Origin of the sequence: Actinacidiphila polyblastidii, assembly GCF_036353415.1 — a bacterium.
Classification (GTDB): domain Bacteria; phylum Actinomycetota; class Actinomycetes; order Streptomycetales; family Streptomycetaceae; genus Actinacidiphila; species Actinacidiphila polyblastidii.
Genome location: NZ_JAZEWV010000007.1, coordinates 166,792 through 184,417 on the forward strand (window position 1 = coordinate 166,792; position 17,626 = coordinate 184,417).

Sequence of the window (17,626 nt, forward strand, 5' to 3'; positions counted from 1 at the left end):
CAAGCGGCGGCCCGGCCGGCGCCCCGCCGGCTCAGCTCATCCGCAGCGCCAGGAAGAAGTCCAGCTTGTCCTCCAGCCGGGACAGGTCCCGGCCGGTCAGCTGCTCGATCCGGCCGATCCGGTACCGCAGCGTGTTGACGTGCAGATGCAGCCGGGTCGCGCACCGGGTCCAGGAGCCGTCGCACTCCAGGAACGCCTCCAGCGTCGGGATCAGCTCGGCGCGGTGCCGCCGGTCGTACGCGTGCAGCGGGTCGAGCAGCCGCGCGGTGAACGCCCGCCGCACGTCGTCCGGCACGAACGGCAGCAGCAGCACGTGCGAGGCCAGCTCCTCGTGCCCGGCGACACAGACCCGCCCCGGGCGGGCCGCGGCCACCCGGCGGGCGTGCCGCGCCTCCTCCAGGGCGCCGCGCAGCCCGTCGGGGGAGTGCACCGCGGCGCTGACCCCTATCGTCAGCCGGCCGTCCTCGGCGAGGCCGCGCGACAGCGGGCCGCGCAGCGCGCCCTGCAGCCGCTCGGCGGCGAGCGGCTCCGGGCCGGCCGGGCCGCCCTCGGGGCCCGGCGGGCCGGGCAGCAGGGGCACCAGCGCCATCGCCTTGTCGTCGGCGTGGGCCACCGCTATCCGGTCCGCCTCGCCGGGGCCGGCGGCCGCCGGGTCGGCCAGCGCCTCCTCCAGCAGCGTCTGCGCGACCGGGCCCGAGGGCACGTCGCCGCCGGCCCAGTCGACCCGGGCCACCACGATCTGCCACCGCGGCTCGTCGCCCGCGGCGCCCGGCACCAGCACCGGCGCGGCGGCCCGCAGCCTGGCCCCGATCTCGGCGGGCGGCGCGCCGCCGCGGACCAGCTCGAAGACCTCCGCGGCCAGCCGGCGGCGGACCACGCGGCCCGCGTCGCGGCGGTCGCGCTCGACCGCGATCAGCTGGGTGACGCCGTGCAGCAGGTCGAGCCGTTCGTCCGGCCACTCGCGGGCGTCCGCCTCCACCGCGAGGAACCAGTCGGAGAGCACCGTGGCCCGCACGTCCGGCCGGGCGTCCGCCGCGCCGGCCCTGACCGGGAAGAGGGAGTACGTGCGGCCGCCCTGGGCGGCGACCCGGTGCGGCGCGGGCCGGCCGGTCCTGGACGCCGCCTGCTGGGCGCCGGCCAGCTCGGCCCGTACGGAGGCGGGCAGCGGGCGCTCTGAGCCGCCGATCTCCCGTCCGGTCGAGGACAGCACCCAGGCGCGCAGGTCCAGGTCGCTGCCGAGCAGGTCGAGCACCGCGTCGGGGCCGCCGCCCGCCGGTCCTGCCGACATCAGCCGCCGGTGCCGGTCGACGACCGCGGCGAGGTCGCCGGCCCGCTCACCCGACACCTGCCGGACCACGTACTCGGTCACCGTCGCGAAAGCGACCTTCTCGTCGACCGCGAACAGCGGCAGCCGGTGCCGCTCGCAGGCCGTGAGGAGGTCCTCGGGGACCGGGCTCAGCTCGGCCTCGCCTGCGGCGAGCGCGGCCACGCCCGCGGCGGCCAGCAGCCGTACGAACGGTTCGGAGTCCGCCGGGCCGTGCCGCCAGGACAGGCCGGTCAGCACCAGCTCGCCGCCGGTGAGGTAGCGGCTCGGGTCGCGCAGGTCGGTGGTCATCACCCCGCGGACGGTCCGGTCCAGCTCGTCGGCGCCGCCGAGCAGGCGCAGGCCAAGAGCTTCGGTGTCCAGCAGTGCGCGCAGCCGCATCGTCGTCGCCTTGTCGTGAAGTCCATGAGCCGGTGGTGCCGAAGTCTCGGTGACCGGGGTACCCCCGGTGTTGCCGGTGGGATGCCGCGAGGTTTCCTGACGGGCCCTTTCAGAGGAATCTACAAGACGGGTCCGCCGACCAGCCGGGTGCTTCATGCATTCGGTGACTGCACCCGGACGGCCGTACCGCCGTGTACTGGGGCCACGCAGCGTGCATTGCTCAACTGGAGGACGTCCTCCACACCCCTCGAAGACACGCCGAACCGCATCCCCGGACCTGTGAGCACCGGACGCCGACCAGCCCGGACATTCGAGAAGCGAGAAGAGAGCAGCCCCCATGGAATTCCTGCGCCCCGCCAGCTGGCAGGAGGCGCTCGCCGCCAAGGCCGAGCACCCCTCAGCCGTGCCCATCGCGGGCGGCACGGACGTGATGGTCGAGATCAACTTCGACCACCGGCGCCCCGAGCACCTCCTCGACCTGAACCGCATCGGCGAGCTCCAGGAGTGGGAGGTCGCCGGCGACACCGTGCGGCTGGGCGCCTCCGTCCCGTACACGCGGATCATGGAGCGGCTGCGCACCGAGCTGCCCGGCCTCGCGCTCGCCTCCCACACGGTGGCCTCCCCGCAGATCCGCAACCGCGGCGGGGTCGGCGGCAACCTCGGCACCGCCTCGCCCGCGGGCGACGCGCACCCCGCGCTGCTGGCGGGCGGCGGCGCGGTCGAGGCGGAGTCGGTGCGCGGCACCCGGATGATCCCGATCGACGACTTCTACCTCGGGGTGAAGCGCAACGCGCTCGCCCCCGACGAGCTGATCCGCGCCGTGCACCTGAAGAAGGCGACCGGGCCGCAGCAGTTCTCCAAGGTCGGCACCCGCAACGCGATGGTCATCGCGGTCTGCGCGTTCGGCCTCGCCCTGCACCCCGACGAGCGCACCGTGCGCACCGGGATCGGCTCCGCCGCGCCCACCCCGATCCGGGCGAAGGCGGCCGAGGAGTTCCTGGCCGCGGCGCTGGACGACGCCGGGCTGTGGGACAGCGGCAAGGCCGTGCCGCCCGCGGTGGCGCGGCAGTTCGCCGACCTGGCGGCCGGCGCCGCCAACCCGATCGACGACGTGCGGGGCACCGCCTCGTACCGCAGGCACGCCCTCGGCGTGATGGCCCGCCGCACCCTCGGCTGGACCTGGGAGCAGTACCGCGGCAGCGCACAGGGCGAGAGGAGCAGGACATGCGCGTGACCTTCGATGTCAACGGCCGCCGGCAGGAGGCGGACGACGTCTGGGAGGGCGAGTCCCTGCTGTACGTGCTGCGCGAGCGGATGGGCCTGCCGGGCTCCAAGAACGCCTGCGAGCAGGGCGAGTGCGGCTCCTGCACGGTCCGCCTCGACGGCCTGCCGGTGTGCTCCTGCCTGGTCGCGGCCGGGCAGGCCGAGGGCCGCCAGGTCGTCACGGTCGAGGGCCTGGCCGGCGAGAACGGCGAACTGTCCACCGTCCAGCAGGCGTTCGTCGACGCGGGCGCCGTGCAGTGCGGCTTCTGCACCCCCGGCCTGCTGGTCGCGGCCGACGAACTGCTGGAGCGCAACCCCGAACCGTCCGACGGCGACATCCGGGAGGCCCTGTCGGGCAACCTGTGCCGCTGCACCGGCTACGAGAAGATCCTCGACGCGGTACGCCTGGCGGCCGCCCGCGCGGAACAGGCGGTGTGACCATGGCCCACGAGACGCCCGCCGCGACCACCGGCGGTCCCCGCGCCGCGACCGCCCCCGGCCGCGCCCCCAGCAGCCTCACCCAGGGCGCCGTGACCCGCGGCGGCATCGGCGAGTCCACGCTGCGCCCCGACGGCGTGCTGAAGGTCACCGGGGAGTTCGCGTACTCCTCCGACCTGTGGCACGAGGACATGCTGTGGGGCTACACGCTGCGCAGCACCGTCGCCCACGCGAAGATCCTCTCCATCGACACCGGCGAGGCGCTGGCCACCTCCGGCGTCTACGCCGTGCTCACCCACGACGACCTGCCGACCGAGGTGAAGCACTACGGCCTGGAGATCCGGGACACCCCGGTGCTCGCCCACGGCAAGGTCCGCCACCACGGCGAACCGGTCGCCCTGGTCGCCGCCGACCACCCGGAGACCGCCCGCAGGGCCGCCGCCAAGATCCGCGTCGTGTACGAGGAGCTGCTCGTCATCACCGACGAGGCGTCGGCGACCGCGCCCGGCGCGCTGCTGGTGCACGAGGGCCGCGACGACCACCACAGCGGCCACGTCCCGCACCCCAACATCGTGCACCGCCAGCCGATCGTGCGCGGCGACGCCGCCGCGGCGGCCGCCCGCGCCGACGTGGTCGTCACCGGCGAGTACGTCTTCGGCATGCAGGACCAGGCGTTCCTCGGCCCGGAGTCCGGGCTCGCGGTGCCCGCGCAGGACGGCGGCGTCGACCTGTACGTGGCCACCCAGTGGCTGCACTCGGACCTGCGGCAGATCGCCCCCGTCCTCGGCCTGCCGGAGAGCAAGGTGCGGATGACGCTCTCCGGCGTCGGCGGCGCCTTCGGCGGCCGCGAGGACCTGTCGATGCAGATCCACGGCTGCCTGCTGGCGCTGCGCACCGGCAAGCCGGTGAAGATCGTCTACAACCGCTTCGAGTCCTTCTTCGGCCACGTCCACCGGCACCCCGCCAAGCTCCGGTACGAGCACGGCGCGACCCGCGACGGCAAGCTCACCCACGTCAGGTGCCGCATCGTGCTGGACGGCGGCGCCTACGCCTCCGCCTCGCCCGCGGTGGTCGGCAACGCCGCGTCCCTGTCGGTCGGCCCTTACGTGGTGGACGACGTCGACATCGAGGCGATCGCCCTGTACACCAACAACCCGCCGTGCGGCGCGATGCGCGGCTTCGGCGCGGTCCAGGCGTGCTTCGCCTACGAGGCGCAGATGGACCGGGTCGCCGCCGAACTCGGCATGGACCCGGTGGAGTTCCGGCAGCTCAACGCCATGGAGCAGGGCACGATCATGCCGACGGGACAAGCCGTCGACTCGCCCGCGCCTGTCGCCGAACTGCTGCGCCGCGTCAAGGCGATGCCGATGCCGCCCGAGCGGCAGTGGGAAGTGGCCGGCGGCGCCCCCGACGTGCGCGCGCTGCCCGGCGGCCTGTCCAACACCACCCACGGCGAGGGAGTGGTCCGCGGCGTCGGCTACGCGGTCGGCATCAAGAACGTCGGCTTCTCCGAGGGCTTCGACGACTACTCCACCGCCCGGGTCAGGATCGAGGCGATCAACGGCGAGGCGGTGGCCACCGTGCACACCGCGATGGCCGAGGTCGGGCAGGGCGGCGTCACCGTCCACGCCCAGATCGCCCGCTCCGAACTGGGCGTCGCCCAGGTCACCATCCAGCCCGCCGACACCCGGGTCGGCTCAGCCGGCTCCACCTCCGCCTCCCGGCAGACGTACATGACCGGCGGCGCGGTGAAGAACACCTGCGAGGCGGTACGGGAGAAGGTGCTCGACATCGGCCGCCGCAAGTTCGGCACCTACCACCCCGCCTGGGCCACCGCCGAACTCCTGCTGGAGAGCGGCAAGGTGGTCACCGACGGCGGCGAGGCGCTGGCCGGCATCGCGGAGGTGCTGGAGGACGAGTCGGTCGACCTGGAGCTGGAGTTCAGGCACCGGCCGACCCAGGCGTTCGACCTGCGCACCGGCCAGGGCAACGGCCATGTGCAGTACAGCTTCGCGGCGCACCGCGCGGTCGTCGAGGTCGACACCGAACTCGGCCTGGTCAAGGTCGTCGAACTCGCCTGCGCCCAGGACGTCGGCAAGGCGCTCAACCCGCTCTCGGTGGTCGGCCAGATCCAGGGCGGCACCACGCAGGGCCTGGGCATCGCGGTGATGGAGGAGATCGTGGTCGACCCGAAGACCGCGAAGGTCCGCAACCCCTCCTTCACCGACTACCTGATCCCCACCATCCTCGACACGCCGACCATCCCGGTCGACGTGCTCGAACTCGCCGACGAGCACGCCCCGTACGGGCTGCGCGGCGTCGGCGAGGCGCCCACCCTGTCGTCCACCCCGGCCGTCCTCGCGGCGATCAGGGCGGCGACCGGCCTGGAGCTCAACCGGACCCCGGTCCGGCCCGAGCACCTGACCGGCGTGCGGTAGCGCCGCGGGAGCCGGTGCGGCAGCACCGCAAGAACCCCGCCCCCGGGACGCCGCCACGGCGTCCCGGGATCGGACAGGGCAACGCACCCGGGCCGTCCCCCGGGTCGTGCACGCCCAGCACATCCCAAATCCCGCGCGGAGCGCGCGGGTGCCCCTGTGAACCTTGGGAGTCGGCACCATGACCCAGACGCCAGTAGAGCAGCGGACGGCTGCTGACGACGCGGCCGGCGGCCCGCCCGCCACCACCGCACGACCCTGGCTCGACCGGTACTTCCACATCTCCGACCGAGGCTCGACGGTCCCCCGCGAAGTCCGCGGCGGCGTCACCACCTTCATGGCGATGTGCTACATCCTGCTGCTCAACCCGCTGCTGCTGTCGGGCCCCGACGCGCACGGCCACCGGCTCGGCCACGCCGCGCTGATCACCGCGACCGCGCTGGCCGCGGCCGTCTCCACCCTGCTGATGGGCTTCGTCGGCAAGGTGCCGCTGGCGCTGGCCGCCGGGCTGAGCGTCGCCGGGGTGATCTCCACCCAGGTCGCGCCGAACATGACCTGGCCGCAGGCGATGGGCATGTGCGTGATCTACGGCGGCGTGATCGTGCTGCTGGTGGTCACCGGACTGCGCGAGATCGTGATGAACGCGATCCCGCTCGCCCTCAAGCACGGCATCACCATCGGCATCGGCCTGTTCATCGCCATGATCGGCCTGGTCAACGCCGGGTTCGTGGGCAAGGGCGACCCGCACGGCAGCGCCCCGGTCACCCTCGGCGCCGACGGGCGGCTGGCCGGCTGGCCGGTGCTGCTGTTCTGCGTCACGCTGCTGCTGATCTTCATGCTGCAGGCGCGCGGCGTCCCCGGCGCGATCCTGATCGGCATCGTCACCGGCACCGTGCTCTCGGTGATCGCCACCGCCGCCGGCCACCTCACCGCGGCCGACTGGGGCGGCAGCGCGCCCCGGCTCCGGGGCAGCGCGGTCTCCGCGCCGGACTTCTCGCTCTTCGGCCACGTCGAGTTCGGCGGCTGGGGCGCGATCGGCGGGATGACGGTCGGCGTGATCGTCTTCACCCTGGTGCTCGCCGGGTTCTTCGACGCGATGGCCACCATCATCGGCGTCGGCACCGAGGCCGGGCTGGCCGACGGGCGCGGCCGGATGCCGGGCCTGTCCAGGGCGCTGTTCGTCGACGGTGCGGGCGGCGCGATCGGCGGCGTGGCCGGAGCCTCCGGCCAGACGGTGTTCATCGAGTCGGCGACCGGCGTCGGCGAGGGCGCGCGGACCGGCCTGTCCTCCGTCGTGACCGGACTGCTCTTCGCGCTCGGCCTGTTCCTCACCCCGCTCGCGCAGATCGTGCCCGGCCAGGTCGCGGCCGCCGCGCTGGTGGTGATCGGCGCGATGATGATGAGCAATGCCCGGCACGTCGACTGGTCCGACCGGGCGGTGGCCGTCCCGGTCTTCATGACCGTGGCGCTGATGCCCTTCACGTACTCCATCACCGCGGGCGTCGGCGCCGGCGTCGTGTCGTACACCGCGATCAAGGCCGCGCAGGGCAGGTGGCGCGAGCCCGGCGTCTTCCTGTGGATCCTGACCGCGGTCTTCACCGCGTACTTCGCCCTGCACCCCATCGAGGGATGGCTCGGCGTCAGGTAGCGCGCCGGGCAGGTCCGTTCCCTCCGGGACTCTGACGAGGAGTCGATCAGCCATGCTGGACATCGCCGAAGAGCTGCACCGCTGGTGCGAGCGCGGCCTGCCGTTCGCGGTGGCCACCGTCGTCGCCGTCGCCGGCAGTGCGCCCCGGCAGCCGGGCGCCGCGCTCGCCGTGGACGGCGAGGGGACCGCGGTCGGCAGCGTGTCGGGCGGGTGCGTCGAGGGCGCCGTCTACGAGCTGTGCCGCGAGGCGCTGTCCGGCGACGGCCCCGCGACGGTGCGGGCCCGCTTCGGCTACTCCGAGGAGGACGCCTTCGCGGTCGGCCTGACCTGCGGCGGCGTGATCGACCTCCTCGTGCAGCGGGTCGACCCCGCGGCGCGCCCCGAGCTGGTCCACGCGCTGGCGGCGGCGTCCGGCGGCGGCACCGCCGCCGTCGCCAGGATCGCCGAGGGCCCCGAGGAGCTGCTCGGACGGGCGGTGCTGGTCGGCCCCGACGGCCGCCACGAGGGGTCGCTCGGCGACGCGGAGCGGGACCGTACGGCCGCGGGCGAGGCCCTCGCGATGCTCGCCGCCGGGCGGACCGGCACGGTGGAGATCGGCGCCGACGGCAGCCGCTGCGGGGTCCCGCTGACACTGCTGGTGGAGTCCAGCGTGCCGCCCCCGCGGCTGCTGGTGTTCGGCGCGATCGACTTCGCGGCGGCGCTGGTGCGCGCCGGGAAGTTCCTCGGCTACCGGGTCACGGTGTGCGACGCCCGGCCGGTCTTCGCCACCGGACGCCGCTTCCCCGACGCCGACGAGGTGGTCGTCGACTGGCCGCACCGCTACCTGGAGGCGGAGACGCGCGCGGGGCGGATCGACGGCCGCACCGCGGTGTGCGTGCTCACCCACGACGCGAAGTTCGACATCCCGCTGCTGGAACGGGCGCTGCGGCTGCCGGTGGCGTACGTTGGCGCGATGGGCTCGCGCCGCACCCATCTGCAGCGCCTTGACCGGCTGCGCGAGAGCGGCCTGAAGGACCTCGACCTGGCCCGGCTGCACTCCCCGATCGGCCTCGACCTCGGCGCCCGCACCCCTGAGGAGACCGCGCTGTCCATCGCCGCGGAGATCGTCGCCCACCGCCACGGCGGCACCGGCGCCCCGCTGACCGGCGCCCACACCCCGATCCATCCGGCGCCCCCGGCCACCGCCCGCCGCATCGGCACACCGGCCGCCTGAGCCCTGCGCCCGACCCGGTCCCCGGTGGCCGACACCCGTCGCACTGCGGACAGGAACGGTCCGCAATCCGCCCTACCGTAGGACCATGGTCAACGAGCCGCTGGGCCTGCGCACCCTCAACCGCACCCTGCTCGCCCGTCAACTCCTCCTGGAGCGCGCTGAGATGGGCGCCCAGGACGCCGTCGGGCACCTGATCGGGCTGCAGTCCCAGACACCCCTGTCCCCCTACCCGGGCCTGTGGACCCGGCTGGCCGGGTTCGACTTCGCCGGCCTCGGCGCGCTGCTCACCGAACGCCGCCTCGTCCGGCTGGTGCTGATGCGCAACACCGTGCACCTGGTGACCGCCGCCGACGCGGCCGCTCTGCGGCCGTGGCTGCAGCCGATGTTCGAGCGGTCCTTCCGCGGCTCCCAGTGGGCCGCGGGCCTGGCCGGCGCCGACCAGGCCGGCGTCGTCCGGCACGGCCGCCGGCTGCTGCGCGAACAGCCGCGCACCCCGGCGCAGTTGCGCACCGAGCTGGGCGCGCGCTACCCCGCCGCCGACCCGGCCTCCCTGGTCAACGCGCTGCGCTCGTGGCTGCCGCTCGTGCAGCTGCCGCCCCGCGGGGTCTGGGGGCGCGGCGGCGGGCCGGTGTACAGCCTGCTGGAGGAGTGGACCGGCGCGCCGCAGGCCGCCCCCGACCCGGCCGGCCTGGTCCGCCGCTACCTGGCCGCCTTCGGCCCGGCGACCCCCGCCGACATGCAGAAGTGGTGCGGGCTCACCGGTCTGAGGCCGCTCTTCGCCGCGATGGACCTGCGCCGGTACGCCGCCGAGGACGGCCGGGTGCTGTACGACCTGCCGGACGCCGAACTCGCCGACCCCGCGCAGGAGGTGAGCGCCCGGCTGGTCGCCGACTTCGACAACCTGCTGCTCTCCCACGCGGACCGCGGCCGGATTCTCGCCGCCGAGCACAGGAGCCGGGTCATCACCGTCAACGGCCTGGTGCGCGGCACCGTCCTGGTGGACGGATTCGTCGGCGGCACCTGGCAGTTCGAGCGCGGCAAGGGCGCGGCTGCGGTGGTCGTCACGCCGTTCGCCCGGCTGCGCGCCGCCGACCGGTCCGCGCTGGAGGCCGAGGCGCTGCGGCTGCTCGCGGCCGCAGATCCGGGAGCCGCGCACCGGGTGCGCTTCGGCGCGGGGTGAGCCGGGGGCGCCGCGTCGCACCCCCGGCTCGTCGACGGGCGCTCAGCGCGCCGCTTCGAAAGCGCGCCCGGCCGGGGTCTCCGCCGGGCCGCTGTGGAAGAGGCCGCTGCTGGGGCCGTCGTCCTTGGCGGGCAGCCCGAACCAGGCGTAGCGCTGCAGCCACGGCAGGCCGTCGAGCATCCTGGCCGCCGCGGTGACGAACGCCGCCTGCTGCTGGTCGGTCGGGAACCGCGTGCCCTGGGAGAAGTCGATCAGCGCGAACTCGGTGAGCCAGATCGGCTTGTGGTAGCGGTTGTGGACCGCCTCCAGGTACGACCTGAGCTGCGCCACCGCGTCCGGGGTGGTGAAGTCGCCGCCGTACCAGTGCAGGGCGATGAAGTCGACGCGGTAGCCCTTCGCCTGCGCCCCGGTCATGAAGCGGTCCAGCCAGCCGCCCGCGGTGTCGCCGCCGTAGGCCACCGCGGGGCTGCCCAGCACCTTGCCGGTCCGCATCAACGACGGCCACAGCGACAGCGCCTGGTCGACCGTCATGTTCGACTGCCCCGCCATGTCCGGCTCGTTGAACCCCAGCAGATAGGGGCCCGCCTGCTTCGCGCGCGCCAGCGAGGCCGCGTCCGCGCTGCTCGCGCCCCAGATCATCGGCACGAATCCGGGACCGCTGACGCCGTCGTGGGCGGTGGACCAGGTGTAGTACCAGCCGGCGCCGGAGCGGGCCAGGGCGGTGTTCACGCCGTTGAAGGACCAGACGCCGACGCCCTTGCGGGCCGAGCCGACGGCGGCCGCCGGGGGCGGCGGCGCGACGGTCGCCGGACGGTGCGTGGTCGCCCTGGGCGTGGGGGTGGCCGTACGGGTCGGCCTCGGCGTCGTCGTGGTCGGCGCCGGGGTGCTCGGCGGCGCGGCGGCGGGCACCCTGGGGGCCGCGGCCGCGGCCGAGGTGGCGGGCGCCGCGTCCGCGGCGGGCCGGGCCGGGTCCGCGGTCAGGTGCACCGCGAGCAGCGCGCCCGCGGCCACCGCCGCCACCGCGCTCACCGCGGCCGCGGGTCCGGCGACCGGACCGTGCAGCAGCCGCGGCCGCAGCCGGCGGACGCCCCGGTGCGCACCGCTCCGCCTCGGGGGGCGAGGTCGCGGAGCGGTGCGCGCGGCCGTGGGGGACACGGCCTCGGTGGGGGGCACGGCGGGGTGCGCGAGCAGTGCCGAGGCGCCGTGCCGGGCCGCCAGGTGCACCGGGACCGGCAGCAGGGGCAGGCCGCTGAGCAGGCGGTCCATCGGCAGCAGGACCGCGCCGGCCCGCCCGCACTCCTCGCAGCCGCGCAGGTGCCGGGCGAACCGCTTGCGCCACAGCGGGCTCGGCACGCCGTCCCAGCCGGCGGTCAGCTCGCGCAGCCCGGCGCACGGCCGCGCGGCGCCGAGCGCCCGCACCACCGTCCGGGAGATCTCCAGCTGCTCCTTCATCCGCTGCACCTTCACCGCGGCGTGCTGCCGGGTCAGGCCGAGCGCGTCGGCCAGTTCGGTGCGGCCGATGTCGCCGGTCTCCTCCAGCCACCACAGCGCGAGCAGCGTCCGGTCGTCCGCGTCGAGCCAGCGGGTGGCCTCGGCGATCTCCCGGCGCTGGTCGGTCAGGCCCAGCCGCAGGATCGTCACGGCGGCGAAGTCCGAGGCGGGATCGGGTATCAGCTCGGCCGCGTCGAGCGCGGTCCGATGGTGCCAGGAGGCCTTGCGGGCCTGCTCACGGTCGCGGACCTGCCGCACCGCGATGGCCACCAGCCAGGACCGGAACGCCGCCGGGTCGCGCAGCTCGCCGAGCCCGCGCACCACCCGCAGCAGCGTCTCCTGGACGACGTCGTCGACGTCGTCGTGGCCGTCCAGCGCCCGGCCGACGATGTTGTAGACCAGCGGCAGGCACTGCCCGACCAGCAGGTCGAGCGCCCGCTCGTCACCCGCCCGCGCCGCGGTCACCACTGCGGGGTCGGGACCGACCCGATCGCTCGCTCGCATACGCTCCGCTCCGTGCTCCGCACTCTGCCCCCGAACAGGAGACGGTGCCAGGACTCGCGGATAACGGAAAGTCCCCGCCGCACGGTGAGACCGCGGGCGGGGACCTGTCCGGCTCAGCTGGACGGCACGGTGTCCTTGAACGCGGTCCCCGCGCCCCGCAGCCCGGTCACCGCGGACTGCACCTGCGCGGGCGAGAGCACCTGGTCCTTGACGAAGTACACGTAGTCGACCTGCTCGTTGTACGAGCGCGAGGTGCTGCCGGTCTGGCCCGCGAGGTCGATCAGCCAGTGGTTGAAGTCGATCCACTGCGGGGTCTCCGGCAGGTACGGCTCACCGTGCTGGGCGACCTGCTGGCCGTCGATGTAGTAGGTGATGTTCGAGTTGTCGATGGTGATCTGCAGGTTGTGCCAGCCGTCGAGGCTGCCGTACTGCTGGCCGTGGGTGTTGACGGCGTTCCACGGGTCCGGGTTGTACGTCTCCCAGGACGTCTCGTACATGATGTTCTGCGTCTCGCCCCAGCCGCCGTTGGGCAGGTACTCGAAGTCCTGCTCGCTGTAGTTCGGGTCCATCGGCGCGTTCAGCGGCGTGAAGGTGAAGAACGTCTGGTTGACGTGGTCGCCGTCGGGGCCGCCGGTCGGGGTGTCGTTGAACTTCACCCGGGCCGCGTACGTGCCGTTCCTGAACTTCCGCGCGGTGGTCTGGATCTCGGTCTCCTTGGTGCCCGCGGCGGTGCCGTCCGTGGTCAGCCGCAGGTTCATCACCTTCCCCGAGCCGTCCGCGACGAAGGTGACGTCGCCCGGCGACCAGGTCGCGCCCGCCACGCCGGGGCCGCCCTGGCCGGACTTGACCGTCCAGCCGTGCTGCTGCACCGCCGGGTCGGAGCTGCTGGTGTAGCTGAAGTCGTCGAAGAGCGTGGGGGCGTTGGGGTCGCCGCCGCCGCCCGGCGAGGTCGGCGGGGTGGTGGGGGGCGTGGTGGGCGGAGTCGGGTCGTTGCCGGCCGGCGCGGTCCCGTAGATGAGGGCGCCGCTGTCCTGCACCGTCACCTTGGGCCAGTTCGCGTAGGACGTCTGGGCGCCGTTGAAGGAGTAGTCGTCGGCCTGGTTGATGGTCTGCCAGTCCGCGCGGTAGAAGCGCAGTTGCAGGTCGCCGGTGTTCTGGCCGGGCGCGAGCGAACCCGCGCCGGCGGTGAAGCCGACCTCCAGGTAGCGGTCGGCGGTCGCGGTGGGACTGGTCAGGGTGCCGAAGGTGCCGGTGACGTTGGCACAGCCCTTGACCGCCCAGGAGCAGGCGAAACGGTAAGTGACGCCAGGACCGTCGGACTTGAAGTAGTAGCGCAGGGTGACGTGGCTCAGCGGCACCGACGTGGAGCCGGTGTCGGTGACCTCGAACCACGGCTCGACCTGGTCGGCCGTGGCGCCCGATGCGCTGGTCCGGTACTGGACGGTCAGCGAGTCCTGGGCCGCGGCGGCGGGCAGCGCGGTGAGCGCGGCGCAGGCCAGGCCTGCCGCCGTGCACACCGCCATCGCGGTGCGGACCCGGGTGGGAACGCGGAGCTTTCCTGACACGGTGATCCCTTTCTGTGGGGGGTGACCGGCCATGGCGGGCCGGTCGGGGTCGCGGGTGCGAGCAGGAGGAGAGGAACGGGGGACCGGGGGAACGGGGGGACTGGCTGGGACGGGGAGAACGTGCGGGAACAGGGGGCGACAGGCCCGCGGCGGGCGGGGTTCAGCGCCGCCGCGGCGTGGCGAGAGCGGGCTCCGGGGGCGGTACGGGGCCGTGGTGGACGCCGAGCGCGGCCAGCCGGGCGCGGTGGCCGTGCAGCGCGGGCAGGAAGTCGGCGGCCCAGTCGCCGTCCGGGTTCCAGGTGCGGTCGGCGAGCGCGCACAGCCGGGGGAAGGCGAGGTACTCGGCCTGCCGCGGGGTGCGGACGAACTCGGTCCACAACTGCCCCTGGGCGCCCAGCACCCGGGCCGCGGCCTGCGGCTCCCAGGTGGCGGGCGCGGGCTGCGCGGCGTGCACCGCGGCCAGGTCGACGATCTCGCCCGCCTGGCCGAGCGGCTCCCCGGGGTCGGCGGACTGCGGGTAGTCCAGGTACGTCGCGCGGTGCGGGGCCATCACCACGTCCTGGCCGCGCCGGGCGGCGGCCAGCCCGTGGTCGGCGTCCCGCCACGGCATGACGGTGAACTCCATCGGCGGCGCACCCGAGTTCTCCGCCCAGCACAGCGGCCGCCGTCCGGCCGCCAGCAGGAAGGCGCCGATCCGCCCCAGGAACCAGCCGTGCAGGTCCCTGACCGCGGGCAGTCCCGACGCGTCCGCCCTGCGCCGCGCCTCGGGGCTCGCCTCCCACTCGGTGACCGGGCACTCGTCGCCGCCCACGTGCACGTACGGGGAGGGGAAGACGTCCATCACCTCGCCGAGCACCGTCCGGCAGAACTCCAGCACCTCGTCGTGGACGCCGAACACCTGCTCGCAGACGCCCCATTCGGTCCACACGTCGAGCTTGCGGCCGGGCACGTTGCCCAGCTCCGGGTACGCCGCGAGGGCGGCCCGCGCGTGGCCCGGCATCTCGATCTCGGGCACCACGGCGACGCCCCGCTCGGCCGCGTAGACCGTCAACTCCCGCAGCTCCGCGGCCGTGTAGGCGCCGCCGTGCGGCTCGGAGTCGTACAGCCCGCTGCCGGCCCGGCCGGCCATCGAGCGGGACCGGACGCCGCCCACCTCGGTGAGCCGGGGGTAGGCGGCGACCGGCATCCGCCAGCCCTGGTCGTCGGTGAGGTGCAGGTGGAGCACGTTCAGCTTGTGCAGGGCCAGCAGGTCGACGAAGCGGCGCAGGAAGGACACCGGCTGGAAGTGCCGGGCCACGTCGAGCATCGTGCCGCGCCAGCCGAACCGCGGCGCGTCGCTGATCCGCACACACGGCATCCGCCACGGCACGCCGGCCACCGGGTGCGCCGACAGGGCCTCGGCGGGCAGCAGTTGGCGGATGGTCTGCACGCCGTGCAGCAGGCCGGCCGGCCGGGCGGCCCGCAGCAGCACGGCGTCGGGCCCCACCGTCAGCTCGTACCCCTCCTCGCCCAGGCCGCCGCCCCGGCCCTGGGCCGCTCCCGCCGCCCCCGCGAGCGCGGGGTCCAGGGCGAGCACCACCGCCCCGCCGGGGGCGTCCGGAAGCGGCAGCCCGGTGGCCGGCCGCAGCAGCGTGCGCAGCAGCCGCGCGGCTCCGGCGGCGCCGGGACCGGCCGTCAGCGCGGTGCTCGCGTCGAAGGTGAAGGTGCCGGGCAGGCGGACGAGCCGGGTGGGTCGGGGGATGATCACGACGGGGTCTCCTGGGTCCGGGTGGGGCGCTGACGCGGTCCGGGTCGTACGGAGATGTCGCCTCGTGGCGGAGCGGCGGAACTTACCACTTGGCAACTGGTCTACCACTGGTAAGAGAAGGTGGCATAGACCACTGGTCGCGTCAAGAGGCTCCGCAGGGACTGCTGTTGCCGGTATTCGGTCCCGTGGGCGCTCGGCGGGCCCGGACGGCCTTGGCGCGGTGGTCAGCATCTGGTTAGCCTGGGAGCGGGACAGTACGTCAGGGAAAGGGACTTACCACATGACCAGTGAGCCGCCGCGCTCCGCGCTGAAACGCGAGCGCGTCCGCGACCACCTCATGGAGCTGGTCGAGTCACGCGCCCCCGGCGACGCGATCCCCTCCGAGCGCGCGCTCTGCGACCGGCTCGGCGTCTCCCGGCCGACGTTGCGCTCGGCGGTGGACGAACTGGTCACCAACGGGCTGCTGGTGCGCGAGCACGGCCGCGGCATGTTCGTCGCCCGCGCGAAGATCACCCAGGAACTCGCCCCGGACCGCGACGCCCACCGGCTCCCGCGCGCCGCGGGCGTCTGGGCGAGCCAGGTGCTGGAGTTCACCACCGTGCGGGCCGGCGCCCGGGTCGGCCGCAGACTGCACGTCTCGCCGGCCGCCGAGGTCCGGTACATCGCCCGGCTGCGGCTCGTCGACGGCGAGCCGATGGCCATCGAGTACCTGCACGTGCCCGCCGCCCTCGTGCCGGGTCTCGCCGCGGCGGACATGGAGTCCGGCGACTTCTACGACGTGCTGCGCGAGCGGTACGGGGTGCGGGTGCACGAAGCCGTGCAGTCCATCGAGCCCACCGTCACCAACGAGGAGGAGGCGCGGCTGATCGGCGTGCCGGTGCTGTCGCCCGCGCTGCTCTTCGAGCGGCTCACCAGGGACGACACCGGATGCCCCGTCGAGTACGTGCACTCCGTCTACCGCGGCGACCGCTACCGGATCGTCTCCCGGCTGGCCCTCGGCGACGCCGCCGCTGCCGCCGCGTCGGACTCCCCGGCGCGCGACGGCCACCACCCCGGCATCCCGCCGGGCGACTTCGCCGCGCGCGGCGGCCGCCCCGCGCTCATGGTCGGCGACGTCCAGCCGGCCGGGTGACCCGTCCGCACCCGTCCGGTGGACCGTGACCTGTGACCTGTGACCCGTGGCCTGTGCCGCCGGCCTGCGGGCTACGGCGCGGCGGGCGCCGCGTCGCGCCCGTACGTCCCGGTCTCCGGCGCCTCGGCGCCACTGGTGCCGGAGCCGGGGGCCCCGGTCGCCTCGCCCTCGGCTTCAGCGGTTTCCGTCGCGCCGGCCTGCGGCGCGGGCGCGGCGCTCTCGCGTGACCAGGCGGCCGGAGGCCGCGCGGTGAGCACCGGGTCGACCGTCAGACGCACGGCCCCCAGCGGCTCGGCCATCCGGCGCAGCGCCGCCTCGGACAGGCGGATCCATGCCTGGGTGGGTCCCAGCACCGAGCGCAGCCTGCGGTCGCTGGTGAACGCCACCGCCGTGCGCGTGCCGAAGGGCGTCCGCCACAACCGGATCACCGACCCGGCGGGCCCCCGTCTGACCGGCACGTACAGCGACCGCCGGGAGGCGCCCGCGGCCGGCTCTGGCCCGGTGGACGGCTGGTGCTGGCTCACGTGCATGCGCCCACGGTATCTCCCCGCCCCCGCGGGGCGCCGCGCGCGGACGTCACAGGCGTCGCGTGCGAGCGGCGGCCCGCGCCCGGAGAGACCCTAGAGCGAGCAGCTCCAGCGCGGCGTCGGCCCGGCGATGGTCAGCGCGCGGCCGCCGTCGACGTAGCCGACCCGCCAGCGGAAGGCGGGGGCGCGCTGGGAGCCGCCGTCGGGGTCCAGCCACACGCACTGGTTCATGAAGGCGTGCACCTGCACGGACACCGTCTGCAGCGGCGCCACGTCGCCCAGCTCGCACCACAGGTCGGCGGGCGACTGCGCGTCGAGCCGGCTCAGGCAGCGGCCGTCGGGCGAGCCGACCGGGTTGTCCACCGTCGCGTCGTCCAGCAGCACCCGCACGTCCTGCGCGGTGACCGTGCCGGTGTTGGTCACGCTGAGCGTGAAGTCGCCGTTCTCGTCCTCGTCGACCTGCGTGTCGACCGGCGTCACCCGGCCGTCGAGCACCGCGCCGCCGCGGTCGTCGGCGCTGGGCGGCACCGGCGCACCGCCCGCGCTGCCCGTGCCGCCCGCGCTGCCCGTACCGTCCGCGTCGCCCGCGGTGAGCACGGTGCGCGGCCAGAGGGGCTCACCCCAGCCCGGTGCGGCCGCCCCCGCGCCCGCGGCGCCCAGCACCAGGCCGGAGGCGAGGACGAGGCAGCCGGGTACGCGGACCAGGACGCGCAGCAGGGGAGCGGTACGGCGACGGCGGTTCATGGGGGCCTCTCGGGGGTGCGGTCGGGCGCCGTAG

13 protein-coding genes are annotated in these 17,626 nt (G+C 74.9%); 7 read left to right on the plus strand and 6 right to left on the minus strand.

The features are described 5' to 3' along the window. Nucleotides 1-31: 31 nt before the first annotated feature. Complete coding sequence (locus V2S66_RS11745) at nucleotides 32-1,705, minus strand: PucR family transcriptional regulator ligand-binding domain-containing protein (RefSeq protein ID WP_330794566.1); 1,674 nt, start codon at nucleotides 1,703-1,705, stop codon at nucleotides 32-34. A gap of 337 nt (nucleotides 1,706-2,042) precedes the next feature. Between V2S66_RS11745 and V2S66_RS11750 the strand changes: the two genes are divergently transcribed. The 6 genes from V2S66_RS11750 to V2S66_RS11775 all read left to right on the plus strand — a co-directional run bounded on the left by V2S66_RS11750 (nucleotide 2,043) and on the right by V2S66_RS11775 (nucleotide 9,882). Further along, nucleotides 2,043-2,939: an FAD binding domain-containing protein gene (locus V2S66_RS11750; RefSeq protein WP_330794567.1), complete on the plus strand. Its 897-nt coding sequence runs from the start codon at nucleotides 2,043-2,045 to the stop codon at nucleotides 2,937-2,939. After that, nucleotides 2,930-3,406, plus strand: a complete 477-nt coding sequence (locus V2S66_RS11755; protein WP_330794568.1) for a (2Fe-2S)-binding protein — start codon at nucleotides 2,930-2,932, stop codon at nucleotides 3,404-3,406. Before V2S66_RS11750 ends, V2S66_RS11755 begins: the two co-directional genes overlap by 10 nt. A 2-nt stretch (nucleotides 3,407-3,408) precedes the next feature. Further along, nucleotides 3,409-5,844: a xanthine dehydrogenase family protein molybdopterin-binding subunit gene (locus tag V2S66_RS11760; protein WP_330794569.1), complete on the plus strand. Its 2,436-nt coding sequence runs from the start codon at nucleotides 3,409-3,411 to the stop codon at nucleotides 5,842-5,844. Nucleotides 5,845-6,022: 178 nt separating this feature from the next. After that, nucleotides 6,023-7,489 carry an NCS2 family permease gene (locus tag V2S66_RS11765; protein WP_330794570.1) on the plus strand — a complete coding sequence of 489 codons (1,467 nt, stop codon included), beginning with the start codon at nucleotides 6,023-6,025 and terminating at the stop codon, nucleotides 7,487-7,489. 52 nt (nucleotides 7,490-7,541) lie between these two features. Next, the gene (locus V2S66_RS11770; RefSeq protein WP_330794571.1) at nucleotides 7,542-8,702 is read left to right on the plus strand and encodes an XdhC family protein; all 1,161 of its coding nucleotides are present in this window, start codon (nucleotides 7,542-7,544) and stop codon (nucleotides 8,700-8,702) included. Nucleotides 8,703-8,787: 85 nt separating this feature from the next. Continuing rightward, the gene (locus tag V2S66_RS11775; RefSeq protein ID WP_330794572.1) at nucleotides 8,788-9,882 is read left to right on the plus strand and encodes a winged helix DNA-binding domain-containing protein; all 1,095 of its coding nucleotides are present in this window, start codon (nucleotides 8,788-8,790) and stop codon (nucleotides 9,880-9,882) included. A 42-nt stretch (nucleotides 9,883-9,924) separates the two neighbouring features. Here V2S66_RS11775 and V2S66_RS11780 read toward each other — a convergent pair whose 3' ends face one another. From V2S66_RS11780 to V2S66_RS11790, 3 genes are all read right to left on the minus strand, one after another. Next, a complete protein-coding gene (locus V2S66_RS11780) occupies nucleotides 9,925-11,877 on the minus strand; it encodes a sigma-70 family RNA polymerase sigma factor (protein ID WP_330794573.1) in 1,953 nt (650 codons plus the stop codon). 113 nt (nucleotides 11,878-11,990) lie between these two features. After that, nucleotides 11,991-13,475 carry a cellulose binding domain-containing protein gene (locus V2S66_RS11785; protein WP_413966361.1) on the minus strand — a complete coding sequence of 495 codons (1,485 nt, stop codon included), beginning with the start codon at nucleotides 13,473-13,475 and terminating at the stop codon, nucleotides 11,991-11,993. A 127-nt stretch (nucleotides 13,476-13,602) separates the two neighbouring features. Next, the gene (locus V2S66_RS11790; protein ID WP_413966362.1) at nucleotides 13,603-15,189 is read right to left on the minus strand and encodes a beta-N-acetylhexosaminidase; all 1,587 of its coding nucleotides are present in this window, start codon (nucleotides 15,187-15,189) and stop codon (nucleotides 13,603-13,605) included. 280 nt (nucleotides 15,190-15,469) lie between these two features. On the opposite strand from V2S66_RS11790, the gene V2S66_RS11795 reads away from it, so the two are divergent. Next, nucleotides 15,470-16,321 (plus strand): GntR family transcriptional regulator, encoded by an 852-nt coding sequence (locus V2S66_RS11795; protein ID WP_330794574.1) that lies wholly within the window; start codon nucleotides 15,470-15,472, stop codon nucleotides 16,319-16,321. A 71-nt stretch (nucleotides 16,322-16,392) separates the two neighbouring features. Here the strand turns inward: V2S66_RS11795 and V2S66_RS11800 are convergent, their stop codons facing one another. Both V2S66_RS11800 and V2S66_RS11805 read right to left on the minus strand, forming a co-directional pair. Further along, complete coding sequence (locus V2S66_RS11800) at nucleotides 16,393-16,851, minus strand: SAV_915 family protein (protein WP_330794575.1); 459 nt, start codon at nucleotides 16,849-16,851, stop codon at nucleotides 16,393-16,395. A gap of 90 nt (nucleotides 16,852-16,941) precedes the next feature. After that, a complete protein-coding gene (locus tag V2S66_RS11805) occupies nucleotides 16,942-17,592 on the minus strand; it encodes a hypothetical protein (protein ID WP_330794576.1) in 651 nt (216 codons plus the stop codon). Nucleotides 17,593-17,626 lie beyond the last annotated feature (34 nt).